Below are 25,516 nucleotides of genomic sequence, written 5' to 3'. Positions count from 1 at the left end.
AGTCCGCATTTTTCAAACCACCCCACAGGCAGGAGAAGCCATGAAGACGCACCACGGAAAATCCCTTTGCCGCCATCGCCTGAATCAGGCTGCGGTGGCTTTGTCCATGCTTTCAGGCGTTGCGGCACAGGCGGCGGATTCCGGTGGCGATACGCCAGCGGCTGAAAGCCCGGCGAGCAATCCCTGGGAGATGCTGTCCAAGGGGCGATTCGAAGGCCATGCACGCACGATCTACTTTCACAGCAGCAATGCGTACTACGTGCCGGGCCTGAGGCAGGATACGGCCAGCATCGGCGGGAAAATCGGCTTCCGCTCGGCCGGGTACCAGGGGTTCTCGTTCGGGGTTTCCGGATTCCTGCAGCGCCCGCTGCACCGGTCCGGCGATCCCGCGCGCGTCGATGGCTATGTGGGGCCCGACATCACGGCCATGGGCGAGGCCTATGCACGCTGGGAAAACCGCCATGCCCGCGTGACCCTCGGCAACCAGGCCATCGAGCTGCCCTTTGCCGCCAGCTATGACTGGCGCATGGCAGCCCAGCTGTTCCAGGGCATCTCGGCGCGCTACGGCCTGTCCGATGGCAACCACATCACGGCCGTGCGCATGACGCGCTTCAAGTCTTATATCGATGACCGCTTCAGAAAGCTCACGACCTACAACACCACCATAGACGCCTATTCCCCAGCAGGCATGGCCGAGACGCCAGGCTTTTATGGCGTGGGCGGTGTCAGGAGCCTGGATCTCCAGACCATGGAGCTCAGAGGCCAGGCTTGGTATTTCAACTACCAGGACTACGCCAGGATGGCCTATGCCCAGGCGCAATGGAGCGCCAAAGGCGACGGCGACGGCGTACTGCCTTTCATCGCCGGCCAGGTGTTCCGCCAGACCGGCGAAGGCCGCAAGCTGCTGGGCCCTGTCGACAGCAAGGTCTACGGCGTACAGGTCGGTGCCAGGCGCCATTCGGCGACGCTGTCCCTGAGCTACAACCGCATCGTTCCCAACGCAGACTCCTATCTGAACGGGGCATTGGTCACGCCCTATGCCCACTATGTCGCCTCAGGACCGATGTTCGCCCAGCCCTTTCTTTCCAGCGCGCAGGACCTGGGCGCCGGAAACGCCTGGGCGCTGGATCTGAATGGCGCGCCGGCACCGGGCTGGTTCATAGGATTGCGGTACTCCTACATGGACCTCAAGAGCAGTGCCACGGCCCCCAGCCTGCGCCAGTCGGAATACCTGGGCTATGCCATCTACCAGTTCAGCGGCAAGCTCAAGGGCCTGCGCGTGACCAACTTCATTGCACTGGCCAGGTCACCCAACCATGCCGCGAACTTCTGGCAGAACCGGCTGGCCATGGAATACCGCTGGTAATGCAACAAATGAAAGGACCGGGAAATGGACATGGGCAAACCAATGGCCCACTATGCGGCGGCCAGGCGCGTGGGCGACTTCGTCTTCATGAGCGGCGTGGTGGCCGTCGACCCTGCCTCGCGCCGCGCCGTGGCCGGCTACGACGACATCCCCGGGCACGCGCGCAGCGCGCTGCAAGCCCTGGGCTATGCCACGGGGCAGATGTCGGTGGACGTGTTCGAGGCCGCCATCGTCGCGCAAAGCTGGTTCGTGCTGGAGCGCATCCGCCAGATCGCCGCCGAGCATGGCGGCACCATGCAGGATGTCTTCAAGCTCGTGCAGTACTTTCGCCACCTGCCGCACTACGCGCTCTACAACCGCGTGCGCGGCCTCTTCTACCCCGGCGCGCCGCCGGTGAGCACGGTGGTCGAGGTCTCGCGCTTTCTGCCAGGCGACGAGGTGCTGGTCGAAGTGGAGGCCACCATGCATCTGCCACGGTAAGCGGTGCACAGCCCTGCCCCTCAGCGCTGCGCGCGCACGAATTCGACAAAGCGCTCCAGCGCGGGCGACAGCACACCGGCCGGCCAGGCCAGGCTGGTCTCGCAGGTCGGCAACGCCACCGGCTTGCGGCCCGTGCCCGAGGCGTGAACCACTTCGCGATAGACCACGCCGGGCCGGCAAAACTGCATCACGCTGGCCGGCACCCACGCCAGGCCCATGCCGCCCCAGACCAGGTTCACGATGGTCTGCATCTGTATCGCCTGCTGCGCGATGCGCGGGACCTTGCCGTGCTGGCGGTACAGGTCCATCACCGCGTCATGCAGCGAAGGCATGATGCGGCGCGGAAAGATCACCAGTGGCTGCTCCAGCACGGCGTCCAGCATCAACCGGTCCGTGCCGGCCAGCACGTGCTGCGCGGGCAGCGCCAGCACCATGGGCTCGCGTCCCACGGCCAGGCATTGGAGGCCGGCCGGCGCATGGCCGGGAGCATGCAGCATCAGCCCGGCATCGATCTGGCCGCGCTCGAAGGCCTGCATCTGTACATCGCTTGTGGCCTCGACCAGTTCCAGCGCCACGCCCGGCGTGTCCGTCCCGAAATCCCGCACCCACAGCGGCAGCCGGGTGAAGCCGATGGTGGAGACGAAGGCCAGGCGCACGCGCCCCACCTCGCCCGCCGCCGCGGCACGCGCCAGCCCCGGCAGCGCCGCCGATCGCGCCAGCAGTTCGCGCACCTGCGGCAGCAGTGCCTCGCCGGCCGGCGTCAGCGCGACATGCCGGCTGGAGCGCCTGAACAGCGCCACGCCCAGGTTGCGCTCCAACTGTGCGATGGCCTGCGTCAGGGGCGGCTGCGTCATGTGCAGGCGCGCGGCGGCGCGGCCGAAGTGCAGTTCGTCCGCCACGGCCAGGAACTGCCGCCAGGCACGCAGGTCGATGGGGGGCTCATTCATATGTACAGCATATCAATCCGGGCGATGAATAGGATTGGATCGGATGAATCAAAGCGCCCATACTCATCGCACCCCACCACGAGAGACAAGCGAGAAACACGCCATGGCCACCCCAGCTCTGCCCATCAACCGCCGAAGCGCCCACATCACACAGGGCAAGGCGCGCGCCGCCAACCGTTCCATGTTCTACGGCATGGGCTACAAGGAGGAGGACTTCAGCAAGCCGATGGTCGGCGTGGCCAACGGCCACAGCACGATCACGCCCTGCAACTCGGGCCTGCAAAAGCTGGCGGACGCGGCCATCGCAGGCATCGAGGAAGCCGGCGGCAACGCGCAGGTGTTCGGCACGCCGACCATCTCGGACGGCATGTCCATGGGCACGGAGGGCATGAAGTACTCGCTGGTCAGCCGCGAGGTGATCGCCGACTGCATCGAGACCTGCGTGGGCGGCCAGTGGATGGATGGCGTGCTGGTGGTCGGCGGCTGCGACAAGAACATGCCGGGCGGCATGATGGGCATGCTGCGCGCCAACGTGCCAGCCATCTATGTGTACGGCGGCACCATCCTGCCCGGCCGGTGGAAAGGCCGGGACCTGAACATCGTCAGCGTGTTCGAGGCCGTCGGCGAAAACGCCGCGGGCAAGATCAGCGACCAGGAACTCAAGGACATCGAGCAGCACGCCATTCCCGGCACGGGTTCGTGCGGCGGCATGTACACCGCCAACACCATGTCCAGCGCGTTCGAGGCGCTGGGCATGAGCCTGCCCTACTCCTCCACCATGGCCAACCCCCATGACGAAAAGGAGAATTCGGCCCGGGAATCCGCCAGGGTGCTGATCGAGGCCATCAAGAGGGACCTCAAGCCGCGCGACATCGTGACGCGCGAGTCCATCGAGAACGCGGTCTCGGTGATCATGGCCACCGGTGGCTCCACCAATGCCGTGCTGCACTTTCTCGCCATCGCCCACGCAGCCGGCGTGCCCTGGTCCATCGACGACTTCGAGCGTATCCGCCAGCGCGTGCCCGTGCTGTGCGACCTCAAGCCCAGCGGCAGGTACCTGGCCGTGGACCTGCACCAGGCGGGCGGCATCCCCCAGGTCATGAAGCTGCTGCTGAACGCGGGCCTGCTGCATGGCGACTGCATCACCATCTCGGGCCGGACCATCGCCGAGACCCTGGCGGACGTGCCGGATGTGCCACCCAGGCCCGAGGTCATCCGACCCATCGCCGACGCGCTCTACCCGCAGGGCCACCTGGCCATCCTCAAGGGCAACCTCAGCCCCGAAGGCGCGGTGGCCAAGATCACGGGCCTGAAGAACCCGGTCATCACCGGCCCGGCGCGCGTGTTCGACGACGAGCAATCGGCGCTGGCGGCCATCCTGGCGGGCCGCATCGAGGCGGGCGATGTGATGGTGCTGCGCTACCTGGGCCCCAAGGGCGGCCCCGGCATGCCCGAGATGCTGGCCCCCACGGGCGCCCTGATCGGCGCCGGCCTGGGCGAGAGCGTGGGCCTGATCACCGACGGCCGCTTCTCGGGCGGCACCTGGGGCATGGTGGTCGGCCATGTGGCGCCGGAGGCCGCCGTGGGCGGCACCATTGCGCTGGTGCATGAAGGCGACTCCATCACCATCGATGCGCATGCATTGCAGTTGCAGCTGAACGTGCCCGACGACGTGCTCGCAGGGCGCCGTGCGGCATGGAAGGCCCCCGCGCCCCGCTACACGCGGGGCGTGCAGGCCAAGTTCGCGTTCAATGCATCCAGCGCCAGCTCGGGCGCGGTATTGGACCGCTTCGAAGGCTGAACGAACCCATGCCCATGAAAAAAGGGTCCGGGCAGCGATTGCCCGGACCCTTTTTGCGTCTCGCACCCAGCTGGCGCGAAGGCGCTTGGTCAGTCGGCGCGGTAGTTAGGCGCTTCCTTGGTGATCTGCACGTCATGCACGTGCGATTCGCGGATGCCGGCGGCCGTGATCTCGACGAACTCGGCCGTGTTGTTCATCTCCTCGATGGTGGCGCAGCCGCAGTAGCCCATGGCCGCGCGCACGCCGCCGGCCATCTGGTAGACGATGGAGACCATGGAGCCCTTGTAGGGCACGCGGCCTTCGATGCCTTCGGGCACGAGCTTGTCGGCATTGGGATTGCCGGTGCTCGATTCCTGGAAGTAGCGGTCGGCCGAGCCCTGCTGCATGGCGCCGATGGAGCCCATGCCGCGATAGCTCTTGTACGAACGACCCTGGTACAGGATGACTTCGCCCGGAGCCTCTTCGGTGCCGGCGAACATGCCGCCCATCATGATGGTCGAGGCGCCAGCGGCCAGGGCCTTGGCGATGTCGCCCGAGAAGCGGATGCCGCCGTCGGCGATCAGCGGCACGCCCGTGCCCTGCAGGGCCTGGGCCACGCTGTCGATGGCCATGATCTGGGGCACGCCCACACCGGCGACGATGCGCGTGGTGCAGATGGAGCCAGGGCCGATGCCGACCTTGACGGCGTCGGCGCCTGCCTCGGCCAGTGCCAGCGCAGCGGCGCCGGTGGCGATGTTGCCGCCGATGACATCGACCTGCGGGTAGTTCTGCTTGACCCAGCGCACGCGGTCGATCACGCCCTTGCTGTGGCCGTGGGCCGTGTCCACCACCAGTGCATCGACACCGGCCTTGACCAGCAGCTCCACGCGCTGCTCGGTGCCCTCGCCCACGCCCACGGCGGCGGCCACGCGCAGTCGGCCTGCGCTGTCACGCGCTGCATTGGGGAAGGTGGTCTGCTTGGTGATGTCCTTGACGGTGATCAGGCCCTTGAGTTCAAAGGCGTCGTTCACGACCAGGATGCGCTCGAGCTTGTGCTTGTTGAGCAGGGCCTTGGCTTCCACGGGCGTGGTGCCGTCTTTCTCGTTGACGGTGATCAGGCGCTCGCGCGGCGTCATGATCTGGCTGACCTTGACGTCGTAGCGGGTCTCGAAGCGCAGGTCGCGGCTGGTGACGATGCCGACCACCTTGCCACCGTCGCACACGGGAAAGCCCGAGATGCCGAGGTTCTCGGACAGCTGCAGCACCTGCAGCACGGTGTGCTCGGGGGTGATGACCACGGGGTCGTGCACCACACCGGATTCGTGGCGCTTGACCTTGGACACTTCGGCAGCCTGTTCCTCTGCCGTCATGTTCTTGTGGATGACGCCGATGCCGCCCTCCTGCGCAATGGCAATGGCCAGACGCGCTTCGGTCACGGTGTCCATGGCGGCGGACACAAGGGGGATGTTCAGGGAGATGTTGCGCGAAAAGCGCGTCTTGAGCGAGGTGTCCTTGGGCAGGACCTGGGAGAAAGCGGGGACCAGGAGGACGTCGTCGAAGGTCAGGGCTTTACCGAGAAGGCGCATGTGAGAGCTCCAAAAGAAGGATTGTACCCGTGCGCCGGATCACAATGTATGCTGTAGGCCATTGTTCCCCGCTATCGCTGCCCGCCATCATTTCCTGCTATTGCTACCTGCAACCGGCCCGATCACCCCAATCACCATGCATGCCACCAAGCTTGTTTTGCTAGCCGCGCTTGCCGCCTGTTCACTGTCCGCAGCCGCCCAGTGGCAATGGGTCGATGCAACAGGCCGCAAGGTCTTCAGCGACCGCGCGCCACCCCCTGACATTCCGGCCAAGAACATCCTGCGCCAGCCTGGCGGCAGCGCGCCCGCCCCTGCAGCGGCGGCGCCGTCCAGTGCACCAGCAGCCACGGATGCAGCCGCCCAGACCGCTGCAGATGCAACGGCACAGGCAGCGCCTGCCGGCTCCAAGGACACCAAGCCCGCAGGCACCGACAAGGCCCTGGAAGAGCAAAAGCGCAAGGCCGAGGCCCAGGAGGCCGCCAAGGCCAAGGCAGAAAAGGACCGGGTTGCCAAGGAGCGCCAGGACAACTGCGCGCGGGCAAAACAGGCCAAGACGGCGCTGTCATCGGGCGGCCTGATGGCCTATACCAATGCCCAGGGCGAGCGAGGCTTCATGGACGAAGCCACGCGCGACAGCGAACTCAAGCGCGCCGACGCCACCATCGCCGCGGACTGCGGCCCGGCGCGCTGAGCGCCGGGCACGGCCCCACAGTGCAAGGCCGGTTCAGTAACCGGCCTTGGCCCCGGGCCTTTGGCGCTGGAACAGGCCCGTGGCGCGGGCGCCCTGGCGTGCGAAACGCTCGCGGCGCGCCACCTTGGGGTCCACGGTCAAGGGCCGGTACAGCTCCACGCGATCGCCATCGCGCAGGCACTGCGTCAGCGGGGCACTGCGGCCCCACAGGCCCGCAGGCGCGGCCTGTGCAAAGCCCAGCGCCTGCCAGCCACCAGCGGCCTCCACCGCGTCGGCAATCGAGGCACCGGCCGGCAATTGCAGGGCCAGTTCAACGACTTCACCGGCATGCGCGCTGCATGCCAGCGTGATGCACAGAAACGGCCGGGGTTCAGCCATAGACCTGCTCGGCGCGCTTGACGAAGGCCTCGACCATGGAGCCCGCGATGCGGTCGAACACCGGGCCGACCACGGCGGCCAGCGCCATGTTGTCAAAGCCATAGTCCAGTTGCAGCTCCACGCGGCAGGCACGCTGGGATCCGTCGCCCACGGGGCGGAACATCCAGTTGCCCTCCAGCCGCGAGAACGGCCCCTTGATCAGGCGGATGCTGACCTGGCGCCCGCCGTCGTCGAGCACGCTGTGCGTGTTGCGCGTGACGAAGGACTTGCGCATGCCGCCGAATGCAATGCCCACCTCGGCCGTCATGCCCTGCTCGTCCTGCTCCAGCACCCTGGCCTGGTCGCACCAGGGGAGGAAGTCGGCATAGTGGGCCACGTCCGTCACCAGGGCAAACATTTCTTGGGGGCTGTACCAGATCAGGACGGACTTGTTGACTTTTTTCATGAATGGGACGGGCTGCACGGCATGCAAAACACCGGCTGCGCGGTCATGGCGCATACGGCTGTCACAATGACGGCAAGGCGAAACTAAAATCCCGCACAGAGGCGAGACGGCAATCCAGTATTGTATGGAGAGCTTTCATCTCCAGGTTTTCGCCGCATCTATTACTCCATGGCCAAGAAACCTGAAACACAGTCGCGCATCGCCGACAACAAAAAAGCCGCGTTCAACTACTTCTTCGAGGAACGCTTCGAGGCCGGCATCGTGCTGCACGGCTGGGAAGTGAAGGCACTGCGCAGCGGCAAGGTGCAGCTGACGGACGGCTACGTCATCGTCAAGGACGGCGAGCTGTTCCTGCTCGGCTGCCAGATCAACCCGCTCAAGACCGCCTCCACCCACGTCAACCCCGACGCGGCGCGCATCAAGAAGCTGCTGCTCAAGAAGGACGACATCCTGCGCCTGATCGGCAAGGTCGAGCAAAAGGGCTTTACGCTGGTGCCCATCAACCTTCACTGGAAGAACGGCTTCGTCAAGTGCGACATCGCCCTTGCCAAGGGCAAGGCCGAGCACGACAAGCGCGACGTGATCAAGGACCGCGAAGGCAAGCGCGAAGTCGAGCGCGCCATGAAGAGCTTCAACCGTTGACGGGCATCCGCAGCTTTTTTTGCACTGCTGCGGAATAAACCGGCACGGCCCAGTGTTCATTGCAGTGTCCGGCCGCAATTTCGCGCGCCGGCAAGCACCGGAGACAGCGATGAAGAAGCTCGGCATGAAACTTGGTACCTGTGCCTTCACGGCAGCCCTGGCATTGACCCTGGCAGGCTGCTATTCCGCGCCTGCGGCCAACGCCTCTGGCCAGACCCCGCCCAGCGCGGTCAGCGTGCAAAACGGCATGCTGGTCGGCGCCAACGGCATGACGCTCTACACCTTCGACAAGGACACGGCCGGCAGCGGCAAGTCCGTCTGCAACGGTCCCTGCGCGACCAACTGGCCGCCGCTGATGGGCAAGCAGGCGCCGTCCGGCGGCAACTACAGCGTGATCCAGCGCGACGATGGCAGCAGCCAGATCGCCTACAAGGGCAAGCCGCTGTACTACTGGGTGAAGGACGGCAAGGCCGGTGATACCACGGGCGATGGCGTCATGGGCGTCTGGCATACCGCACGCCCCTGACTCCAGCCGCATCCGCCTTCGGACCTGCCCATGGACCGCAGCCAGATCCTGGAGCACCTGCCCGGCCTGCGCCGCTATGCGCGGCTGCTGGCGGGCGATGCCTGGGCCGCCGACGACCTGGTGCAGGACACGCTGGAGCGTGCCTGCCGCAAATGGCTGCTGTGGCGCCCCGACGGCGATCTGCGTGCCTGGCTGTTCACGCTGATGCACAACCTCTACCTGAACCAGCGGCGCTCGGCCGCGCGCGGGCAGTGGCTGGACATAGACAGCCTGTCCGAGACCCTGGCCGCCCCCGAGGACAGCAGCGATGCGGCCCTGGACCTGGAGCGCTGCCTGCGGCGCCTGCCCGCCGAGCAGCGGGCCGTGCTGCTGCTCGTCAGCGTGGAGGACATGAGCTACGCCGACACGGCGCGCGTGCTGCAGCTGCCCCTGGGCACCGTGATGTCGCGCCTGTCGCGCGCACGGTCCCGGCTGCGCGAATTGATGGAGGCCCCCTCGGCCACCTCGGCACCGCCTGCACCGACTGCCGGGGCCGCAACACCCCAAGCCGCAGCCCCCGCGCTGCGCCGGCTCAAATGACGAGGCCGCCATGACTGCACCCGTCCCCACCCCTCTCTCATCTTCCTCGCCCTTGCCCCCGCCCATTTCCGACGAGCAATTGCACGCCCTGGTCGATGGCCGCCTGCCCGCGCAGCAGGCGCAGGCACTGCGCGACCGGCTGGACGAAGACAGTGCCGCGCGCGTGGATCAATGGCAACGCCAACGCCAGTTGCTGCGCGCCCTGCATGCCGCCCGGAATGAACCCGCCATGCCCGACGAAATGCGCGCCGCCGCCGAACAGTTGCAGGGCCTGCACCAGCGCCAGCAGCAATGGTGGCGCTGGGGTGGCATGGCCGCGGGCTGGATGCTGGCCTTCGGTCTGGGCTGGCTGGTGCATGGGCAGCAGGCAGCGCCCGCCGCTGCGCCATCAACGGCGGCCACGCTGGCCGCGGCCACCCCGGCCCGCTTCGCCCACCAGGCGGCCGTCGCCCACGCGGTCTACCAGCCCGAGCAACGCCACCCGGTCGAAGTCGATGCCGCGCAGCAGGCCCATCTGCTGCAGTGGCTGTCCAGGCGCCTGGGCCGGCCGCTGAAGCTGCCGGCACTCACGGACCTGGGCTATGAACTGGTAGGTGGCCGATTGCTGCCCGGCGACAGCGGCGCACGCGCCCAATTCATGTACCAGGACGCGGCAGGCGAACGCATCACCCTCTACCTGGGCGCACTGGACGATGCGGCCAAGCGCGACGAAACCGCCTTTCACTTCAGCAGCGATGGCCCCGTGCCCAGCTTCTACTGGGTGGACCAGGGCTTTGGCTATGCGCTCAGCGGCGCCCTGCCGCGCAACCGGCTGCTGCAGCTGGCCACGGCCGTGCACCAGCAGCTTTGACCGGCGAAGGCACGACCGCCGCTGCTACCAGGGCAGGGGTGCCGCCTCGCCATTGCCATGTTCGCCGTAGTACAGCGAGGGCAGAAAGCGCGACAGATAGGTGAACTCCGTGTAGCAATGGCGCAGCAGGCCCAGGCCCAGCGCGTCAGGCAGCTCGGTGGCCGGGTCGGCGCAGGACTGGCCCAGCAAAAAGCGGCTGCGCAGCACGCAGCCAAAAGGCGTGTCACGCGCCAGGTGCACCATCTGCCCGTCCATGGGGTCCCCGCTGGCATCCAGCTGCACATGCTCACCAAAACCGATGCGCGCATACACGGCGGCCGAGGCGCGTTTTTCGGCGAAGGCCAGCTCCAGCTGCGCAGGGTCGAACAGTTCGCGCGGGTCGTGGAACTTGAGCCTGGCCGCCACGGGCGGAATGTCGGCCAGGGACTCCACGGCCTCGATGGACGCGCCTATGTAGCTCTCGCCCTTCTTCCATTGCGCATCCCAGCCGCGGTGCGCGATGTGGTCGTGCGGATGCCACCACTTGATGTGCTGCGTGGTCTCGAAGAACTTGAACCACCAGTCCAGCATGCGGCCGCTGCAGCCATGCAGGTCGGTGCGGCAGGCCACCACCAGGCAGCCGCTGGGCAGGCGGGAAATGCCGGTCTCCAGCCTCAGTGGCGTGATGTGCAGCAGCTCGTCGATGCGGGAAATGTCGGGCTCGAAGGCGTGGTCTTTCATGGACTTTTTCCGTGATGGGATTGAGGAGGAGAGGCCATCTTATATTAAAGAAACGCAAAGCGTTTCCAAACAATTGGATAATCTCGCCGGGGCAGCAAAAATGCAGCACAACAAGGCCCCGCCTTGCATAACACGACACAACGACAAGCAATCCAATGGAACCTGCCATCACGCCTGCAATCAGGCCTGCCGCCACCCGGCCGCGCGGCCGGCCGGCCCGGCCCGAGAACGAGGCCAGCGATGCCGCCGTGGCCGCTGCCACCTGGCTTTTGCTCAATGAGGGCTATGCCGCCACCACCATGGAGGCCGTGGCCCGGCGCGCAGGGCTGGCCAAGAAGACGCTGTATCGCTTTGCGGCCAACCGCGAGGATCTGGTGGCCCTGGTGGTGCGCGGCTGGACCGACGGTTTCCGCCCTGCCCTGTCGGCCGATGCGCAATCGGCCGCAGAGGTGGCGCCAGCGCTGGCCGAGATCCTGCGCGTGATTGCCGCGCGCGTGCTGTCGGCAGAGGCAGTGGGAATGTTCCGCCTGCTCACCACCGACTTTCCCGCCAAGCCCGAGTTGCTGGAGGTCTACCAGCGCAACGGCATTGAGCGCGGCCGCGGCATGCTGGTGGAATGGCTGCAGCGCCAGTGCAGCAAGGGGCTGCTGCGGGCCGAACAGCCCGAAGCCGTCTGCGACCTGCTGCTGTCCATGGTCATTGCCGAGCCCCTGCGGCAGATGGCCCTGGGCCTGACCCCGCCCGTGCCCGAATGGGACCCGGGGCCGCGCATCGAACATGCGGTCCGGCTGCTTGCCGGCCAGGCCTGCAGCATGGAGCCTGCGGACCGTTGAATGGAAAAAAGGCCACCCGGCATGGCGCCGGATGGCCTTTTGGAAGCTTGAACGCTGAACGCTCTGCGCCGCGATCAGTCCAGCGCCGCCAGCGGATGCGAATGTGCAGGCCAGGGGCTGTCGAAGAAGGCGCGCCACTGCGCCTCCTGCACATCCTCGATGCGCGCGGGGTTCCAGCGCGGTTGGTGGTCCTTGTCCACGGCCAGGGCGCGAATGCCTTCGATGGTCTCGCTCTGGCCCGGGCGCAGGTAGAAGCAGTGGCGCACCATGTCGCGCTCCATGCGCAGGTCCTGGGCCAGCGTCATGCCGCGCGCGCGGCGGATCTGCTCCAGCACCACGTGCAGCATCAGCGGCGAGCGCTTGCGCAGCGTGGCTGCCGTGTGCCGGGCCCACTCGCCATCGGTGGCTTCCAGCGCCTCGACCATGGCAGCCACCGTGGGCAGGGCAAACACGCGGTCGATCTCGGCGCGGGGCTGGGCAGCGGGCTTGGCAGGGGCCGAGAACTTCGACTTCACCAGGGCCTCGATGGCCGCTGCATCGGCAAAGCTGCCGTCGGCCAGCGCGTCCCACAGCGCAGGCTGCTGGTCCGATGGCAGGTAGCCATCGGCCAGGCCGAAGTCCAGCGCATCGGCCGCGCCGATCACATCACCCGTCAGCGCCAGCCACTCACCCGCGTGACCCGGGCAGCGCGAGAGAAAGTAGCCGCCACCCACATCGGGGAACAGGCCGATGGCCGTCTCGGGCATGGCCATCTTGGTGCGTTCGGTGACGATGCGCAGCGTGCCGCCCTGGCTGATGCCCATGCCGCCGCCCATGACGATGCCGTCCATGAAGGCGATGTAGGGCTTGCCGAAGGTGTGGATCAGGTGGTTGAGCGCGTACTCCTCGGTGAAAAAGTCCTCCAGCTGCGGATTGCCCGTGCTGCCCGCGCCATGCAGAAAGCGGATGTCCCCGCCCGCGCAGAAGGCGCCGAAGACCCCCTCCTTGCCCATGCCTCGGATGGCCACGGCCAGCACCTGCTCATCCTTTTGCCAGGCCAGCAGGGTGGCCAGCAGATCGCGCACCATGCCCAGCGACAGCGCGTTCAGCGCCTTGGCCCGGTTCAAGGTGATCATGCCCATGCGGCCCCGCACTTCGCTGAGGACTTCGCCGGCAGCTCCCGTCATATCTTGCTCCTTGTTGCTATGCATGCCCTGCCCCGGCACCCCGGGGCAATGAGCCGCAACCATAGCTGAAAAACCGCGCCCACCCCTGACAAACAGGTGCCAATATGCGCAACTGCGCGACAGGTGCCGCAACGCCCCGCACTCAGTCCAGAGAGACACCCGTGCTCTTGACCACGCCGGCCCAGCGCTTGATCTCGCTGCGGATGTAGGCGCCGTATTCCTCCGGCGTGGAGCCCAGGCCTTCGGCGCCTTGCAACTGCAGCTTCTCGACCACACCCGGGTCCTTGAGCGCGCGCATCAGCTCCTGGTTGAGCCGCTGGATAATGGCGGCCGGCGTTTTGGCCGGCACCATCACGCCCTGCCAGGCGCCGGCCTCGAAGCCGGACATGCCGCTTTCGGCCAGCGTGGGGGCATCGGGGAAGTTGGGCAGGCGCTTGGAGGAACTCACGGCCAGCAGCTTGAGCCGCCCCTCCTTGATGAAGGGTGCGACGGAATTGATGGTGTCGGTCATGAAGTCGATCTGCCCGGCCACCAGATCCACGTCGGCCGGCGCGCTGCCCTTGTAGGGCACGTGGCTGGCCTCGATCTGGTAGTGCTGCACGACCTGGAAGGCCGCCAGATGGGTGACGTTGCCGTTGCCGGCCGAGCCATAGGACAGCTGGCCGGTCTTGTCCCTGGCATGGCGCACGAACTCCTGCACGTTCTTCACCGGCAGCTTGGGATTGACCACCAGGCCCAACGGCACCACGGCCGTCAGCGCCACGGGCATCAGGTCCTTGCCCACGTCGTAGCTCATCTTCTTGTAGAGCGACGGGCTCAGCGCAATGGACGAGGTGTTGTAGAGCACGGTATAGCCATCGGGCGCGGCCTTGGCCACCAGGGCATTGCCGATGTTGCCATTGGCTCCGGGCCGGTTGTCCACGATCACGGTCTGGCCCAGTTGCTGGCCGACCTGCTGGGCCAGCACGCGCGCCACCAGGTCGGTGGGCCCGCCCGGCGGGAAGGGCACGACCATCGTGATGGGCTTGCTGGGCCAGGGCTGCTGCGCCAGCGCGGTGCCGGGCACAGCCGCCCCCACCGCTGCCGCTGCAGCCACCGCAGCTGCAATAGGGGCTGCCACGGTGGCCAGCGCCATGCGGCACCCTCTTTTTCGGGCCGCCTTGTCGATCTGCTTGTCCATGCTTTTGTCTCCTGATGTCGTTATGGGAATGCTTGCGGCCGCCTAGCTGCGCCCGGCCAGCAAGCGCACGGCCGTGTATTCCATGACCTTCTGGTGGCCTTGGTTGAAGACCTCGATGCGCGAGGTGACGACGGCGCGGTTGCCCTTGGAGGTGGGCTTGATGGCGGTGACTTCGACCAGGGCCTCGATGGTGTCGCCCACCAGCACGGGGCCGAGGATCTTCTGGTGCAGCTCCAGCATGGCCAGGCCCGTGCCCTGGATCATGCTTTGCAGGATGAAGCCTTCGATCAGCGCATAGGTCATGGCGCCCGGCACGGGGCGGCCGGCAATGGCGCCGCCGTCGTAGCCCTCCTCGATGAAGATGGCCTCCAGCATGCCTGTGGCGTTGATGAAGGCGACCAGGTCGGACTCGGTCACGGTGCGGCGGAAGGTGCGCAGCTGCTGGCCGATCTGCAGGTCCTGCCAGAAAAAGCCCTGGCCCATGCGGGGCACGGCATTCCAGGCGGCGCCGGGGTGGGGCTGCGGGGTGTTCACTGTCATCTCATGTCTCCTGTTGCGTGATCTGCAGGCCGGCGATGCGCTCGGCGCTCCAGCCCGCCTGGGCCAGCAGCGCCGCCGTGTGCTCGCCCAGGCGCGGCGGCATGCCCATGGGTGCCTGCCGGCCGTCCATGCGCACGGAGGAGCGAGGCAGGTGCACGGTGCCCATGGCGGCGTCCTGCAGCGGTACGAAGAACTCCGTGGCCTGCAGATGCGGATCGGCGGGCAGATCGTCCATGCGCGCCACCGGGGCGGCGGGAATCTCCAGGCGCTGGCAGGTATCGAGCCAGTACTGGGTGCCGTGCAGCGCCACATGCTCGCCCGCGGTCTCCAGCAGCTCGGCAATATGGGCCGTGCGGCTGGCCTGGCTGGCAAAGCGCGCGTCCAGGGCCAGCTGCGGCTGCCCCACGGCGGCGAAGAAGCGCCGCCAGTGCGCATCGGTGTAAGGCATCATGCAGACGTGGCCGTCCAGCGTTCTGTAGGGCTTGCGCCAGGGCGCCATCACGCGCGGGTAGCCTGCACCGCTGAGCGCCGGGCTGAAATGCATGCCGTAGAAATGCTCGACCAGGTTGAAGCCCACCATGGTCTCGTACATGGGCACTTCCACAAAGCAGCCATGGCCGCTGCGCTCGCGCTGGAACAGCGCCGCCAGCACGGCATGCGCTGCCACCAGGGCACAGGTCTTGTCGGCCGCAATGGTGGGCAGATAGCGCGCCTCGCCCGTCTGGCGTTCCATCAGGTCGGCCAGGCCGCTCATGCCCTGGATGACGTCGTCATAGGCGGGCATGCCTGCATAGGGCCCGTCCTCCCCAAAGCCATGCAGGCCTGCATAGACCAGGCGCGGATAGCGCTCGCGCAGCGTTTCGGGGTCCAGGCCCAGCGGGGCCAGCTTTTGCGGCCGCATGCTGTGCATGAACACATCGGCCGTGGCCAGCAGCGCATGCAGGGCCTGGCGCGACTCTTCCTGCTTGAGGTCCAGCACCACGCTCTTCTTGCTGCGGTTGGTGCCCATGAACATGGCGGCCATGCCGGGCTCCACGGCCGGGCCGGTATGGCGCGTGGAGTCGCCGGCCGGCGGCTCGATCTTGATGACTTCGGCGCCATAGTCGGCCAGCACCTGGCTGGCCAGCGGCCCGAACACCACGCTGGACAGATCCAGCACCCGAATCCCTGTCAACGCAGCCTGCACTGTGGTCTCCATGTTGCTTCAGGGAGCCAGTATTTGATATCTTCAAAGCTGCGTCTAAGACTTAATTCAGCACCTCTGATACACGGTGGATATCAATGGACCTGCGCCAACTGCGTCACTTCGTCACCCTGGCCCGCACGCTCAACTACCGGCAGGCGGCCGAGCAGCTGCACATGTCGCAGCCGCCGCTGTCCCAATCCATACGCAGGCTCGAAGACAGCCTGGGCGTGCAGCTGTTCCAGCGCGACCGCCGGGGCACGGCGCTGACCGAGGCAGGCCTGGCGGCCCTGGAAAGTGCCGAGCTGGCCCTGCACCATGCGCGCCAGATGCAGGAAGTCTCGCGCGCCACGGCCGGCGGCGAGCGCGGGCGCCTGCACATAGGCTTCATAGGCTCGGCCACGTTCTCGCTGATACCGAGGCTGGTGCAGGCCTTTCGCAGCGAATATCCGCTGATCGACCTGGTGCTGACCGAATCGACCACGCGCGAGATCTGCGCGCAGGTGGCCAGCGGCGATTTCGATGCCGGCCTGCTGCGCTACCCGGTGACGCAGGCCACCGACCTGTCCATCACGCCCGTGGAAAAGGACGAGCTGGTGGCCGTGCTGCCCCAAGGCAATCCTCTGCTGCAGCGGCCCGTATTGCGGCTGCGGGACCTGGCGGACCAGCCCTTCATCAACTACCGCCCCAGCGAGGTGCCCGGCCTGCACGCGCTGGTGGTGCTGGCCTGCCAGAACGCGGGCTTCATGCCGCAGGTCAAGCAGCATGCCGTGCAGGCGCAGACCCTGGTCAGCCTGGTGGGCGCGGGCCTGGGCGTGGCGCTGGTGCCAGCCGTGGTGGCCAAGGGCAGCACGCCGGGGGTGGTGTTTCGCGCGCTGGCAGATACCGAGAACCTGCCCTCCATCGGCCTGGCCCTGGCGCTCAATCCGCAGCAAAGCGCAGCGGCCGGGCAGCGCCTGCGCGAGTTGCTGCTGCAGCTGCAGTAGAAAGCAGTTGCAAGCAGTAGCAGCAGCAGTTCCTTTGCCGTTGCGCCCGCACGCCTGAACGGCGCGCCACAAAAGACAAAGGCCGCAGATGCGGCCTTTGACGGTCAGGGCGGTGAAGCCATGCGGCTTGCGTGCGCCCGTGGCGCAACAGCGCTTATGCGCCGCGCGAAGCGCGCTTGCGCTCGTTCTCGGACAGGTGGCGCTTGCGAACGCGGATGCTCTTGGGGGTGATTTCCACCAGTTCGTCGTCCTCGATGAATTCCACCGCGTATTCCAGCGACAGGTCGATCGGGGGCGTGATCTTGATGGCATCTTCCTTGCCGGACACGCGGAAGTTGGTCAGCTGCTTGGTACGCGTGGCGTTGACCACCAGGTCGTTGTCGCGGCTGTGGATGCCGATGATCATGCCTTCGTACACGGGATCGTTGGCCTTGACGAACATGCGGCCACGGTCGTCCAGCTTGCCCAGGGCGTAGGTGAAGATTTCGCCTTCGTCCATGGAGATCAGCACACCGTTCTTGCGGCCGCCGATTTCGCCCTTGTGCGGCTCGTAGCTGTCGAAGATGTTGGAGATCAGGCCGGAACCACGGGTCAGGTTCAGGAATTCGTTGGTGAAGCCGATCAGGCCACGCGCAGGAATGCGGTATTCCAGGCGCACGCGGCCACGACCATCGGGTTCCATGTTGACCAGCTCGCCCTTGCGCTCGCCCAGGGCCTGCATCACGCCACCCTGGTGGCCTTCTTCGATGTCGGCCGTCACCAGCTCGATAGGCTCGTGGCGCACGCCGTCCACGTCGCGGTAGACCACGCGGGGCTTGGACACGGCCAGCTCGTAGCCTTCACGGCGCATTTCCTCCAGCAGGATGGTCAGGTGCAGTTCGCCGCGGCCCGACACTTCGAAGATGCCGTCTTCGTCGGTTTCCTTGACGCGCAGGGCCACGTTGGAACGCAGTTCCTTTTGCAGGCGGTCCCAGATCTGGCGGCTGGTCACGAACTTGCCTTCACGACCTGCCAGCGGCGAGGTGTTGACGCAGAAGTTCATGGTCAGCGTGGGCTCGTCGATCTTGAGCATCGGCAGCGGCTGGGGGTTCAGCGGGTCGGTCAGCGTGACGCCCATGCCCAGGTCGGCGATGCCGTTGACCAGCACGATGTCGCTGGGACCGGCTTCGGTCACCTGCACGCGGTCGATGCCCTGGAACTTCAGGACCTGGTTGATGCGGCCCTTGTAGCTCTTGCCGTCAGGACCTTCCATGACCAGCACGTCGGTCGAAGGCTTGAGCGTGCCGGAGGTGATGCGGCCCACGCCGATACGTCCCACGAAGGTGGAGTAGTCCAGCGCCGAGATCTGCATTTGCAGCGGGGCGGCAGGATCGCCCTTGACGGAGGGAACGTGCTTCAGGATGGTGTCGAACAGGGCCGACATGTCGGGGCCCCACTGTTCGCCGGGAGCGCCTTCTTCCAGCGAGGTCCAGCCGTTGATGCCCGAGGCGTACACCACGGGGAAGTCCAGCTGCTCATCGGTGGCGCCCAGCTTGTCGAACAGGTCGAAGGCGGCGTTGACCACGTAGTCGGGACGCGCACCGGGCTTGTCCACCTTGTTGACCACGAGGATGGGCTTCAGGCCCAGGGCCAGCGCCTTCTTGGTCACGAAGCGCGTCTGGGGCATGGGGCCTTCCTGCGCGTCGATCAGCAGCACCACGCCGTCCACCATGGACAGGGCACGCTCCACTTCACCGCCGAAGTCCGCGTGGCCGGGCGTGTCGAGGATGTTGATGTGCGTCTCGTTCCAGCTCACGGCGCAGTTCTTGGCCAGGATGGTGATGCCACGCTCGCGTTCGATGGCGTTGTTGTCCATCACCGTGTCCACGACTTTCTCGTGTTCGGCGAAGGTTCCGGATTGGCGCAGCAGCTGGTCCACCATGGTGGTCTTGCCGTGGTCCACGTGGGCGATGATCGCGATATTGCGGATTTGTTTGCTCATAGTGTTTTCCCATTGCCGCAGCGTCATGGGCGCGGCGTGTCTTCCAAAATCTGTTGAATTTCCAGTGAACTGAGCAGGCGCCCGGGGATGAGTTCCCCACGCACCACGCGCCCCACTCCCAGCAGAGCCTGCGGGTTCTCGCCATACACAGCCACCGCCTCGGCATCGGCCCAAGCGCCCTTGCGGGGCAGGCCCGTGAGAAAACGGGCCGCATCTTGCTCGCCCAGCGTGACAGCCGTGTGGCTGGCCAGCAAGGCATCGACAGGCTGCAACTGCTGCAGACGCTCGCCCTCGCCCATGGCGGCCAGCGCCTCCAGCGAGATACAGCGCTCGACACCCAGCCCGCCGGTGTCGATACGGCGCAGCGCGCGCAGGTGCGCGCCGCAGCCCAGGGCCTCGCCCACGTCCTCGGCCAGCGTGCGGATGTAGGTGCCCTTGCTGCAGGTCACCCGCATCCGGATCGCAGGCAGGCCTTCGCTGTCTTGCGTCAGCGAAAGCTCCAGTGCGTGGATTGTCACTTCGCGCGCCGGGCGCTCGACTTCGATGCCGGCACGCGCATATTCATAGAGAGCCTTGCCGTCCTTCTTGAGGGCGCTGTACATGGGCGGCACCTGGCGGATCGCACCCGTGAACTGCGCCTGCACGGCGGCCAATCGCTCGGCCGTGAGGGCGGCGGGGTCAACGGCGCGCTCGCGCAGCACCTCGCCCTCGGCATCGGCCGTGGTCGTGGTCTGGCCCAGGCGCGCAATCGCCTCGTAGGTCTTGGCAGCTTCAAGCTGCAACTGGCTGAACTTGGTCGCCGCACCGAAGCACAGCGGCAGCACGCCGGTGGCCAACGGGTCCAGCGTGCCGGTGTGTCCGGCCTTTTCGGCGCGCAGCAACCACTTGACCTTCTGCAAGGCGTCGTTGCTGGACAGCTCCAGCGGTTTGTCGAGTAGCAACACCCCATGCACAGGGCGCCGCTGCACCCTTGTGCGTGGCGCGTTCATGGGGCTACTCTTCCTTTCCGCGCGAAGAAACGGCCTTGGCGATCAAGGCGTTCATGTCGGCCGCACGCTCGGAGGTGCGGTCGTAGATGAAGTGCAGCGTGGGCACTGTGTGGATGTGCAGGCGCTTGAACAGGCCGTTGCGCAGGAAGCCCGCGGCCTGGTTCAACGCTTCCTGCGTCGCCTGTGGATCGCCCACGAGCAGGCTGAAGTAGACCTTGGCGTGGGCATAGTCCGGAGTCACCTCCACGCTTTGCAGCGTGACCATGCCCACGCGCGGGTCCTTCAACTCGCGCGCGATCAGCTCTGCCAGATCACGCTGGATCTGGTCAGAGACTTTGAAGCTGCGATTCGGCGCAGCGGACTTGCGTGTTGCCATGGCGAATTACAGCGAGCGCGCGATTTCCTTGATCTCGAACACTTCGAGCACGTCGCCTTCGCGAATGTCGTTGTAGTTCTTGAGCTTGATACCGCACTCGAAGCCTTCCTTGACTTCCTTGACGTCGTCCTTCAGGCGCTTGAGCGATTCGATCTCGCCCGTGTAGATGACCACGTTCTCGCGCAGCAGGCGGAAATGCGCATTGCGCGTGACCTGGCCTTGCGTGATGTACGAGCCGGCCACGGTGCCGATCTTCGATGCCACGAACACGGTGCGGATCTCGGCCATGCCGATGATCTCTTCCTTGCGCTCGGGAGCCAGCATGCCGGACATGGCCGCCTTCACCTCTTCGACTGCGTCGTAGATGATGTTGTAGTAGCGCAGGTCCACATCGTTGCTCTCGGCCGTCTTGCGCGCCTGGGCATCGGCCCGGACGTTGAAGCCGATGATGATGGCCTTGGAGGCCAGCGCCAGGTTCACGTCGGACTCGCTGATGCCGCCCACGCCCGAGTAGACCAGCTGAACGCGGATCTCGTCGGTCGAGAGCTTGAGCAGCGATGTGCCCAGCGCTTCCTGCGAGCCCTGCATGTCGGCCTTGATGATGATGGGCAGGGTCTGGACCTCGCCTGCACCCATTTCGGCGAACATGTTCTCGAGCTTGGCAGCCTGCTGGCGGGCCAGCTTGGTGTGGCGGAACTTGCCGGCGCGGTAGGTCGCGATTTCGCGGGCACGACGCTCGTCCTGCAGCACCATGAAGTCGTCGCCGGCCTGGGGCACGTCGGACAGACCCTGGATTTCCACCGGGATGGAGGGGCCTGCAGACTTGGTCTGCTTGCCGTCTTCGTCCAGCATGGCGCGCACGCGGCCGTAGGTCTGGCCTGCCAGCACCACGTCGCCCACCTTCAGCGTACCGGACTGCACCAGCACCGTGGCCACAGGGCCGCGGCCCTTGTCCAGCTGGGCTTCGATGACCAGGCCCTTGGCAGCGGCTTCCACGGGAGCGGTCAGCTCCAGCACTTCGGCCTGCAGCAGAACCTGCTCCAGCAGCTCGTCGATGCCCTGGCCGGTCTTGGAGGACACGGCGATGAACGGGGACTCGCCGCCGTACTCTTCAGGCACCACCTGCTCGGCCACCAGGCCTTGCTTGACGCGGTCGAGGTTGGCATCGGGCTTGTCGGCCTTGGTGATGGCAACCACGATGGGCACACCAGCCGCCTTCGCGTGCTTGATGGCTTCCTTGGTCTGGGGCATCACGCCGTCGTCGGCCGCGCACACCAGGATGACGATGTCGGTGGCCTGGGCACCACGGGCACGCATGGCCGTGAAGGCCTCGTGGCCCGGGGTATCCAGGAAGGTGACGATGCCGCGGGGCGTCGTCACATGGTAGGCACCGATGTGCTGGGTGATGCCACCGGCTTCGCCCGACGCCACCTTGGTGCGGCGGATGTAGTCCAGCAGCGAGGTCTTGCCGTGGTCCACGTGGCCCATGACGGTGACCACGGGAGCACGCGACTCCTGGGCAGCTTCCTGCTGGGACACTTCCTCGGCCGTGAAGGCTTCGGGATCGTCCAGCGCGGCGACCTTGGCCGTGTGGCCCATTTCCTCGACCACGATCATGGCCGTATCCTGGTCCAGAGGCTGGTTGATGGTGACCATCTGGCCCATCTTCATCAGCACCTTGATCAGCTCGGACGCCTTGACCGACATCTTGTGGGCCAGCTCGGCCACGGTGATGGTCTCGGGCACGTGCACTTCGATGGCGCGGAATTCCGCTGCCGCGCTCTGGTGCTGACCGTCATGACGGTCATTGCCACGACGGCCGCCACGCGGGCCGCCGCGCCAGTTGGAACGGCCACCCACGCCACCGGAGCTGTCGCCACGGGTCTTGATTTCCTTCTTCTTGCCATCGCCAGCCCAGCTCGACGAGAGCTTGGCGGACTTGACTTCCTTGCCGGCACCGGCAGGCGCACCCGTACGCGCGCCAGCTCCGCCGGCGGTCGTGCCAGCGGGCTTGTGCAGCGTGGTCTTCTTGGCATCGCCGGCAGCAGGCGCTGCAGGCTTGGCCACGGGCTTGGGCTCCTCGGGCTTCTTGGCCACGAGCACCTTCTTGGGCGCAGCCATCATGGCGCGAATGGCTTCGGCCTCGGCCAGCGCCTTGCGGCGGCGGTCTTCCAGATCCTTGGCGCGTTCGGCTTCCTCGGCCGCACGGGCACGGGACTCTTCCTCGGCCTTGGCGCGTGCCGCAACCTGGGCTTCGGCGCGCGCGGCCTGACCTGCAGCCTGCTCGCGCGAAGCTTCCTGCTTTGCGCGGTTGGCCTCGAGGATCTTTGCGGCTTCTGCAGCCGCATAGGCGCTTGCGCGCTCTTCGGCTTCTCGCTCGCGTTGTTGAACTAGTTCGCGCTCTTCGCGCTCACGGCGTTGCTGTGCCAATTCTTCCTCCTCGCGGCCGATCATTTCGGCCTGGCGACGTGCTTCCCCTTCGCGGCGCACCAGATCCTGGGACTCGCGCTCCGATGCCGCGCGCTGCTCCTGGGCAGCGGCAACGACAGCGGGATCGGAGGCGCCCTCGGCGGCCTCGTCACGCTTGACAAAGGTGCGCTTCTTGCGCACTTCCACCTGGATGGTGCGGGCGCGGCCCGACGAATCGGCCTGCTTGATCTCGCTTGTGGACCGTTTGGTCAGCGTGATCTTCTTGGCGCCACTTCCGTGGCTGGCCTGCAGATGGCTGAGCAGTTGCTGCTTGTCGCCGTCGGTCAACGCATCCGATGCGTTGTCCTTGGCGACGCCTGCAGCCTTGAGCTGCTGCAGCAACGTGTCAGGGGTCTTGTTGAGCTCTCTTGCAAACTCGGCAACCGTATTACTGGACATATATGCTCTGAACCTCCCTGACCTTACTCTTGCCCTTCGGTGAACCAGTGTTCACGCGCCTTCATGATCAAAGCCTTCGCTTCTTCCTCGGTCTGCCCGGTCAGCTCGGTCAACTCGTCGATGGCCAGATCGGCCAGATCGTCTCGGGTGTGCACATCGGCCTCGGCCAGCTTGTCCACGATCTCCGGAGTCATTCCCTCGAGCGTCAGCAGATCCTGCGACACTTTGCCCACGTTTTCCTCGTGCGCGATTTCCTGCGTCAGCAGTGCATCTTTCGCCCGGGTGCGCAACTCGTTCACCGTCTCTTCGTCGAACGCCTCGATCTCGAGCATTTCCTGCAGCGGCACATAGGCCACTTCTTCCAGGGTCTCGAAACCTTCCTCGATGAGGATGTTGGCGATTTCCTCGTCCACATCGAGCTTTTCCATGAACAGCTGGCGCGCAACAGCGGACTCGTCCGCCTGCTTTTGCGCAGACTCAGCCGCGTCCATGATGTTGATCTTCCAGCCGGTGAGCTCGGAAGCCAGGCGAACGTTCTGGCCGCCACGGCCGATGGCGATGGCGAGGTTTTCCTCGTCAACCACCACGTCCATGGCATGCTTTTCCTCGTCCACAACGATGGACGACACATTGGCCGGAGCCAGCGCGCCGATCACGAACTGTGCTGGGTCTTCGGACCACAGCACGATGTCCACACGCTCGCCAGCCAGTTCATTGGTGACGGCGTTGACACGGGTGCCTCGCACGCCGACGCAAGTGCCGATGGGATCGACACGCTTGTCATGGCTGAGCACGGCGATCTTGGCGCGGCTGCCGGAATCGCGAGCGCAGCTCTTGATCTCCAGCAGGCCCTGCTCGATCTCGGGCACTTCGTTGCGGAACAACTCGACCATGAACTCGGGCGCCGAGCGCGACAGGATGATGGGCGCGCCGCGCAGCGTGGCGTCCACTTCCATGATCATGGCCCGCACGCGGTCGCCGTTGCGCAGGTTTTCCTTGGGGATCATCTCGTTGCGGCGCAGGCGTCCTTCGACACGGCCGGCCTCGACGATGATGTCGCCCTTGTCCATGCGCTTGACGGTGCCCGTGAAGATCCGGTCGCCGCGCGACAGGAACTCGTTGAGCAGCATTTCGCGCTCGGCGTCACGGATCTTCTGCAGGATGACCTGCTTGGCCGCCATGGCGCCGATGCGGCCGATGGGCACCGACTCGATCTCTTCCTCGATGTACTCGCCTTCGGAGATACCGGGGACGCGGTCCTGTGCGTCCATCAGCATTTCTTCGGCATCGGGGTTTTGTAGGCCCGCATCATCGGGCACCACCAGCCAGCGGCGGAAGGTGTCGTAGTTACCGCTATCGCGATCGATGGCCACGCGGATGTCCACTTCACCTTGGTACAGCTTCTTGGTGGCCTGGGCCAGGGCCGATTCCACTGCACCGAACACCAGATCGCGCTCCACGTTCTTTTCGCGCGAAATGGCTTCTACCAACATCAACAATTCGCGATTCATGCGACGACTCTCCTATTTCAATCACACAGGAAGGGGATGGCAATGCCCTTCCTGCCCCAATGATTCGACGTACCCTGCCTGCTCCGATCAGACCGGCTTGGCAGAACGTCCCTTGAAATCCACGATGGGAGCCAGACGCGCCTCGCGCAGCTCCTCCAGCGTGAAGCCCAGCGCCTGCAGTGGCGCGGGAACACGCTTTTTGCTGACCTTCTGGCCAGGCTTGACGGGTGGCTCGTCGCTCCAGACGATCTGCCAGCCACCCTCTTCGGCACGCTCCAGCGTGCCGCGGAATTTCTTGCGATTGGCGCTGACCTGCCCTTCAGCGGCGGCCCCGATGGGCTCCTTGAGGGTCAGGTCTATGACTTCCCCGACGAAGCGGGTGAAGTCCTGCTCGTGCCGCAGGGGACGGTCGATACCAGGGGAGGAGACCTCAAGGCGCGTGTAATCTGCGCCATCGACCTCAAGCGCGAACTGCAACTGGCGCGTGATCTTCTCGCAGTCCTCGACTGTCACGAACTGCTCCGGCACCACCGGCTCGCCCTCCACCGGGGGCTGCCAAGGCAAATCAATTGTGACGCGCAACAGCCCGCCCGCGGAGCGTTCTATTTCCACCAGGTCATAGCCCAGACCTGTCACGGTTTGTTCAACGATTTGCTGTAGTGCCACGTGTATTTAAATTCAGTCCTGCAAACACAAAAGACCCGGAACGCCCCTGAAACCTTGGCAGCAGCCATGTCCCAACAGCGCCGAGCCCCATGGCAATCCCGAAGGTCGCCCGAAGATCGCCCAAAAAAAAGGGCGGTTGGTACCCGCCCGTTTGGTCGTGAATATGCCATTGTATCCGCAAACGACCCTCAGGCCAAGCCCGCCCAGCACAAAAGCGGGGACAGGACGAGGGGCCTCAGGCCCGCCC

General features: G+C 65.9%; 25 protein-coding genes. 10 read left to right on the top strand and 15 right to left on the bottom strand.

Going from position 1 to position 25,516, the window contains the following annotated elements; translation table 11 throughout:
- Nucleotides 1-40 precede the first annotated feature (40 nt).
- Together A9976_RS28560 and A9976_RS28555 are read left to right on the top strand one after the other, a co-directional pair.
- Nucleotides 41-1,366 (top strand): OprD family outer membrane porin, encoded by a 1,326-nt coding sequence (locus A9976_RS28560; protein WP_183021768.1) that lies wholly within the window; start codon nucleotides 41-43, stop codon nucleotides 1,364-1,366.
- A 24-nt stretch (nucleotides 1,367-1,390) separates the two neighbouring features.
- Nucleotides 1,391-1,846, top strand: coding sequence for a RidA family protein (locus A9976_RS28555; protein ID WP_183021767.1), 456 nt, complete (start codon nucleotides 1,391-1,393; stop codon nucleotides 1,844-1,846).
- A gap of 20 nt (nucleotides 1,847-1,866) precedes the next feature.
- Here the strand turns inward: A9976_RS28555 and A9976_RS28550 are convergent, their stop codons facing one another.
- A complete protein-coding gene (locus tag A9976_RS28550; RefSeq protein WP_183021766.1) occupies nucleotides 1,867-2,793 on the bottom strand; it encodes a LysR family transcriptional regulator in 927 nt (308 codons plus the stop codon).
- A gap of 103 nt (nucleotides 2,794-2,896) precedes the next feature.
- On the opposite strand from A9976_RS28550, the gene ilvD reads away from it, so the two are divergent.
- Nucleotides 2,897-4,594: a dihydroxy-acid dehydratase gene (ilvD, locus tag A9976_RS28545; RefSeq protein ID WP_183021765.1), complete on the top strand. Its 1,698-nt coding sequence runs from the start codon at nucleotides 2,897-2,899 to the stop codon at nucleotides 4,592-4,594.
- A gap of 89 nt (nucleotides 4,595-4,683) precedes the next feature.
- On the opposite strand, the gene guaB is transcribed toward ilvD, so the two are convergent.
- Nucleotides 4,684-6,159, bottom strand: a complete 1,476-nt coding sequence (gene guaB / locus A9976_RS28540) for an IMP dehydrogenase (RefSeq protein ID WP_183021764.1) — start codon at nucleotides 6,157-6,159, stop codon at nucleotides 4,684-4,686.
- Nucleotides 6,160-6,295: 136 nt separating this feature from the next.
- On the opposite strand from guaB, the gene A9976_RS28535 reads away from it, so the two are divergent.
- The gene (locus A9976_RS28535; protein WP_183021763.1) at nucleotides 6,296-6,850 is read left to right on the top strand and encodes a DUF4124 domain-containing protein; all 555 of its coding nucleotides are present in this window, start codon (nucleotides 6,296-6,298) and stop codon (nucleotides 6,848-6,850) included.
- 33 nt (nucleotides 6,851-6,883) lie between these two features.
- Here the strand turns inward: A9976_RS28535 and A9976_RS28530 are convergent, their stop codons facing one another.
- Complete coding sequence (locus A9976_RS28530) at nucleotides 6,884-7,228, bottom strand: RnfH family protein (protein ID WP_183021762.1); 345 nt, start codon at nucleotides 7,226-7,228, stop codon at nucleotides 6,884-6,886.
- Nucleotides 7,221-7,673 carry a type II toxin-antitoxin system RatA family toxin gene (locus tag A9976_RS28525; protein WP_183021761.1) on the bottom strand — a complete coding sequence of 151 codons (453 nt, stop codon included), beginning with the start codon at nucleotides 7,671-7,673 and terminating at the stop codon, nucleotides 7,221-7,223. Before A9976_RS28525 ends, A9976_RS28530 begins: the two co-directional genes overlap by 8 nt.
- Before the next feature lie 168 nt (nucleotides 7,674-7,841).
- On the opposite strand from A9976_RS28525, the gene smpB reads away from it, so the two are divergent.
- The 4 genes from smpB (at nucleotide 7,842) to A9976_RS28505 (ending at nucleotide 10,270) form a co-directional block, all read left to right on the top strand.
- Nucleotides 7,842-8,315, top strand: a complete 474-nt coding sequence (gene smpB, locus A9976_RS28520; RefSeq protein ID WP_013803027.1) for an SsrA-binding protein SmpB — start codon at nucleotides 7,842-7,844, stop codon at nucleotides 8,313-8,315.
- Nucleotides 8,316-8,424: 109 nt separating this feature from the next.
- Nucleotides 8,425-8,841: a hypothetical protein gene (locus A9976_RS28515; protein ID WP_183021760.1), complete on the top strand. Its 417-nt coding sequence runs from the start codon at nucleotides 8,425-8,427 to the stop codon at nucleotides 8,839-8,841.
- Between the two features lie 30 nt (nucleotides 8,842-8,871).
- Entirely contained in the window at nucleotides 8,872-9,420 is a 549-nt protein-coding gene (locus A9976_RS28510) for an RNA polymerase sigma factor (protein WP_183021759.1), read from the top strand.
- 10 nt (nucleotides 9,421-9,430) lie between these two features.
- Nucleotides 9,431-10,270 carry an anti-sigma factor gene (locus A9976_RS28505; RefSeq protein WP_183021758.1) on the top strand — a complete coding sequence of 280 codons (840 nt, stop codon included), beginning with the start codon at nucleotides 9,431-9,433 and terminating at the stop codon, nucleotides 10,268-10,270.
- Between the two features lie 24 nt (nucleotides 10,271-10,294).
- Here A9976_RS28505 and A9976_RS28500 read toward each other — a convergent pair whose 3' ends face one another.
- Nucleotides 10,295-10,990 (bottom strand): DAPG hydrolase family protein, encoded by a 696-nt coding sequence (locus A9976_RS28500; protein ID WP_183021757.1) that lies wholly within the window; start codon nucleotides 10,988-10,990, stop codon nucleotides 10,295-10,297.
- A gap of 155 nt (nucleotides 10,991-11,145) precedes the next feature.
- On the opposite strand from A9976_RS28500, the gene A9976_RS28495 reads away from it, so the two are divergent.
- Complete coding sequence (locus A9976_RS28495; RefSeq protein ID WP_183021756.1) at nucleotides 11,146-11,823, top strand: TetR/AcrR family transcriptional regulator; 678 nt, start codon at nucleotides 11,146-11,148, stop codon at nucleotides 11,821-11,823.
- Nucleotides 11,824-11,897: 74 nt separating this feature from the next.
- Here the strand turns inward: A9976_RS28495 and A9976_RS28490 are convergent, their stop codons facing one another.
- The 4 genes from A9976_RS28490 to A9976_RS28475 all read right to left on the bottom strand — a co-directional run bounded on the left by A9976_RS28490 (nucleotide 11,898) and on the right by A9976_RS28475 (nucleotide 15,907).
- Entirely contained in the window at nucleotides 11,898-12,989 is a 1,092-nt protein-coding gene (locus tag A9976_RS28490; RefSeq protein WP_183021755.1) for an enoyl-CoA hydratase/isomerase family protein, read from the bottom strand.
- A 142-nt stretch (nucleotides 12,990-13,131) separates the two neighbouring features.
- Entirely contained in the window at nucleotides 13,132-14,169 is a 1,038-nt protein-coding gene (locus tag A9976_RS28485; RefSeq protein ID WP_183021754.1) for a tripartite tricarboxylate transporter substrate binding protein, read from the bottom strand.
- 42 nt (nucleotides 14,170-14,211) lie between these two features.
- Nucleotides 14,212-14,709 carry a MaoC family dehydratase gene (locus tag A9976_RS28480; RefSeq protein ID WP_034392170.1) on the bottom strand — a complete coding sequence of 166 codons (498 nt, stop codon included), beginning with the start codon at nucleotides 14,707-14,709 and terminating at the stop codon, nucleotides 14,212-14,214.
- A gap of 1 nt (nucleotide 14,710) precedes the next feature.
- Nucleotides 14,711-15,907 carry a CaiB/BaiF CoA-transferase family protein gene (locus tag A9976_RS28475; RefSeq protein WP_183021753.1) on the bottom strand — a complete coding sequence of 399 codons (1,197 nt, stop codon included), beginning with the start codon at nucleotides 15,905-15,907 and terminating at the stop codon, nucleotides 14,711-14,713.
- Nucleotides 15,908-15,990: 83 nt separating this feature from the next.
- Between A9976_RS28475 and A9976_RS28470 the strand changes: the two genes are divergently transcribed.
- Nucleotides 15,991-16,878, top strand: a complete 888-nt coding sequence (locus A9976_RS28470; protein WP_183021752.1) for a LysR family transcriptional regulator — start codon at nucleotides 15,991-15,993, stop codon at nucleotides 16,876-16,878.
- A 154-nt stretch (nucleotides 16,879-17,032) separates the two neighbouring features.
- On the opposite strand, the gene typA is transcribed toward A9976_RS28470, so the two are convergent.
- The 6 genes from typA to rimP form a co-directional block, all read right to left on the bottom strand.
- A complete protein-coding gene (typA, locus tag A9976_RS28465) occupies nucleotides 17,033-18,859 on the bottom strand; it encodes a translational GTPase TypA (protein WP_183021751.1) in 1,827 nt (608 codons plus the stop codon).
- Nucleotides 18,860-18,882: 23 nt separating this feature from the next.
- Nucleotides 18,883-19,848 (bottom strand): tRNA pseudouridine(55) synthase TruB, encoded by a 966-nt coding sequence (gene truB / locus A9976_RS28460; protein ID WP_183021750.1) that lies wholly within the window; start codon nucleotides 19,846-19,848, stop codon nucleotides 18,883-18,885.
- 4 nt (nucleotides 19,849-19,852) lie between these two features.
- Nucleotides 19,853-20,224: a 30S ribosome-binding factor RbfA gene (gene rbfA / locus A9976_RS28455; protein ID WP_012204835.1), complete on the bottom strand. Its 372-nt coding sequence runs from the start codon at nucleotides 20,222-20,224 to the stop codon at nucleotides 19,853-19,855.
- A gap of 6 nt (nucleotides 20,225-20,230) precedes the next feature.
- Nucleotides 20,231-23,092, bottom strand: a complete 2,862-nt coding sequence (gene infB, locus A9976_RS28450; protein ID WP_183021749.1) for a translation initiation factor IF-2 — start codon at nucleotides 23,090-23,092, stop codon at nucleotides 20,231-20,233.
- A 23-nt stretch (nucleotides 23,093-23,115) separates the two neighbouring features.
- Nucleotides 23,116-24,603 (bottom strand): transcription termination factor NusA, encoded by a 1,488-nt coding sequence (gene nusA / locus A9976_RS28445; RefSeq protein WP_012204833.1) that lies wholly within the window; start codon nucleotides 24,601-24,603, stop codon nucleotides 23,116-23,118.
- An 87-nt stretch (nucleotides 24,604-24,690) separates the two neighbouring features.
- A complete protein-coding gene (rimP, locus tag A9976_RS28440) occupies nucleotides 24,691-25,269 on the bottom strand; it encodes a ribosome maturation factor RimP (RefSeq protein WP_183021748.1) in 579 nt (192 codons plus the stop codon).
- Between the last annotated feature and the right edge of the window lie 247 nt (nucleotides 25,270-25,516).

It is taken from the genome of Delftia sp. UME58 (assembly GCF_014170385.1).
Classification (GTDB): domain Bacteria; phylum Pseudomonadota; class Gammaproteobacteria; order Burkholderiales; family Burkholderiaceae_C; genus Comamonas; species Comamonas acidovorans.
The sequence above is the reverse complement of the archived record's forward strand: the minus strand, read 5'-3'. Positions and strand labels throughout refer to the sequence as shown.

Coding starts and splice junctions, on each gene's coding strand:
- A9976_RS28525 (WP_183021761.1), bottom strand. CDS start 7,673: ATGAAAAAAGTCAACAAGTCCGTCCTGATCTGGTACAGCCCCCAAGAA.
- truB (WP_183021750.1), bottom strand. CDS start 19,848: ATGAACGCGCCACGCACAAGGGTGCAGCGGCGCCCTGTGCATGGGGTG.
- A9976_RS28550 (WP_183021766.1), bottom strand. CDS start 2,793: ATGAATGAGCCCCCCATCGACCTGCGTGCCTGGCGGCAGTTCCTGGCC.
- A9976_RS28535 (WP_183021763.1), top strand. CDS start 6,296: ATGCATGCCACCAAGCTTGTTTTGCTAGCCGCGCTTGCCGCCTGTTCA.
- typA (WP_183021751.1), bottom strand. CDS start 18,859: ATGAGCAAACAAATCCGCAATATCGCGATCATCGCCCACGTGGACCAC.
- A9976_RS28510 (WP_183021759.1), top strand. CDS start 8,872: ATGGACCGCAGCCAGATCCTGGAGCACCTGCCCGGCCTGCGCCGCTAT.
- nusA (WP_012204833.1), bottom strand. CDS start 24,603: ATGAATCGCGAATTGTTGATGTTGGTAGAAGCCATTTCGCGCGAAAAG.
- guaB (WP_183021764.1), bottom strand. CDS start 6,159: ATGCGCCTTCTCGGTAAAGCCCTGACCTTCGACGACGTCCTCCTGGTC.
- A9976_RS28480 (WP_034392170.1), bottom strand. CDS start 14,709: ATGACAGTGAACACCCCGCAGCCCCACCCCGGCGCCGCCTGGAATGCC.
- A9976_RS28505 (WP_183021758.1), top strand. CDS start 9,431: ATGACTGCACCCGTCCCCACCCCTCTCTCATCTTCCTCGCCCTTGCCC.
- A9976_RS28470 (WP_183021752.1), top strand. CDS start 15,991: ATGGACCTGCGCCAACTGCGTCACTTCGTCACCCTGGCCCGCACGCTC.
- smpB (WP_013803027.1), top strand. CDS start 7,842: ATGGCCAAGAAACCTGAAACACAGTCGCGCATCGCCGACAACAAAAAA.
- infB (WP_183021749.1), bottom strand. CDS start 23,092: ATGTCCAGTAATACGGTTGCCGAGTTTGCAAGAGAGCTCAACAAGACC.
- A9976_RS28490 (WP_183021755.1), bottom strand. CDS start 12,989: ATGACGGGAGCTGCCGGCGAAGTCCTCAGCGAAGTGCGGGGCCGCATG.
- A9976_RS28515 (WP_183021760.1), top strand. CDS start 8,425: ATGAAGAAGCTCGGCATGAAACTTGGTACCTGTGCCTTCACGGCAGCC.
- A9976_RS28530 (WP_183021762.1), bottom strand. CDS start 7,228: ATGGCTGAACCCCGGCCGTTTCTGTGCATCACGCTGGCATGCAGCGCG.
- A9976_RS28500 (WP_183021757.1), bottom strand. CDS start 10,990: ATGAAAGACCACGCCTTCGAGCCCGACATTTCCCGCATCGACGAGCTG.
- A9976_RS28495 (WP_183021756.1), top strand. CDS start 11,146: ATGGAACCTGCCATCACGCCTGCAATCAGGCCTGCCGCCACCCGGCCG.
- A9976_RS28485 (WP_183021754.1), bottom strand. CDS start 14,169: ATGGACAAGCAGATCGACAAGGCGGCCCGAAAAAGAGGGTGCCGCATG.
- A9976_RS28555 (WP_183021767.1), top strand. CDS start 1,391: ATGGACATGGGCAAACCAATGGCCCACTATGCGGCGGCCAGGCGCGTG.
- A9976_RS28560 (WP_183021768.1), top strand. CDS start 41: ATGAAGACGCACCACGGAAAATCCCTTTGCCGCCATCGCCTGAATCAG.
- A9976_RS28475 (WP_183021753.1), bottom strand. CDS start 15,907: ATGGAGACCACAGTGCAGGCTGCGTTGACAGGGATTCGGGTGCTGGAT.
- ilvD (WP_183021765.1), top strand. CDS start 2,897: ATGGCCACCCCAGCTCTGCCCATCAACCGCCGAAGCGCCCACATCACA.
- rbfA (WP_012204835.1), bottom strand. CDS start 20,224: ATGGCAACACGCAAGTCCGCTGCGCCGAATCGCAGCTTCAAAGTCTCT.